The organism is Belnapia arida (genome assembly GCF_016773205.1).
GTDB classification, from domain to species: domain Bacteria; phylum Pseudomonadota; class Alphaproteobacteria; order Acetobacterales; family Acetobacteraceae; genus Belnapia; species Belnapia arida.
In genome coordinates this window covers 1-994 of the sequence record NZ_JAETWB010000152.1, presented here as the reverse complement: position 1 = coordinate 994, position 994 = coordinate 1, and the positions used below count along the sequence as shown (strand labels likewise).

1 protein-coding gene and 1 pseudogene are annotated in these 994 nt (G+C 62.7%); both read right to left on the bottom strand.

Annotation, left to right across the window (positions count from 1 at the left end; translation table 11 throughout):
* Positions 1 to 297: 297 nt before the first annotated feature.
* The gene (locus tag JMJ56_RS33140; RefSeq protein WP_202836125.1) at positions 298 to 525 is read right to left on the bottom strand and encodes a hypothetical protein; all 228 of its coding nucleotides are present in this window, start codon (positions 523 to 525) and stop codon (positions 298 to 300) included.
* Positions 526 to 691: 166 nt separating this feature from the next.
* Positions 692 to 994, bottom strand: a pseudogene (locus tag JMJ56_RS33135) (hypothetical protein); the annotation flags it as partial.

Here is a 994-nt window from a genome sequence, read left to right as displayed (position 1 = left end):
CCAGAGCAGAAGGTGGCGGCGTTCCAGGCGGCTGCTTCAGCCGTGCAACACTGTCCGTAAAGGCGGGGCAAGGCCACTCCCTTGGGGGCGGCCTTTTCCTTTACCCATATGGCGATTGCGGCAGCCTTGGCTCATCTAGGATAGGCGGCGCCAGCATTATGAAACTAATATGGTTACATGAAACGCGATAGCTTATCTTGAGTTGTATAGCATGAGGTTTCCACAACCTCACTCCCTACGGATCCTACCTTGGCCCGCTCTTCCTCGGGGGAGGAGAGCGGGCCTTTCTCTGTCTTGTCAGCCGCTCGGCTCGGCGCCGTCATGGAGGCCGCCCAGCAGCAGCAGCCGGAGCATTTCGTGATCCTCGGCGGCCAGCTGTCCGCCCTCGAAAGCCTGCTGGACGGCTGTCTCGATCTCGATGCCCTGCTTCTGCGCTGCCATTCTTAGCCTGAGGTAGACGCCGGTGAGCCGGTCGAGCTCGGCGTCGAAGGTCGCCTTGTCGAGGTAGACCTTGCTGCTGCTCATCTGATCTCCCGATTGGGCTCAGGCCGCAGCCTTCTCCCGCGACAGCACTGCCTCACAGACCCTGCAGCGCCATGCCGACGCATCCCCGCCCGGATCGGCATAGCGGGCGCCGCATCTTGCGCACACGATCACCAGCTTGGGTGCGCGTTTCGGCCGCGGCATCTCCTCACCTCTTCTTTGGCTTCGACATCGCCAGCCGCATGTAATTTGGCAGCCGCTGTTCATCGAGCCACAGATCCACCAGTGGCGTGATGGTGCCGACCACGCCGAAGCCGCGGCCATGCAGCGGGTGGTCCGGCATCACCAAGCGGCAGACGTAGCCGCCCTTCTGACAATCAATCGTCGCACCTCGGTAAGCGTAGGACGGGCCTCCGAGCGGACCCTCCACCGTGGTGTTGCATGGGTCAGCCGCTTGGATGCACTGGTTCCTGCTCGTCGTCGGGATTACGCGATGCGGACGTACTCCGGC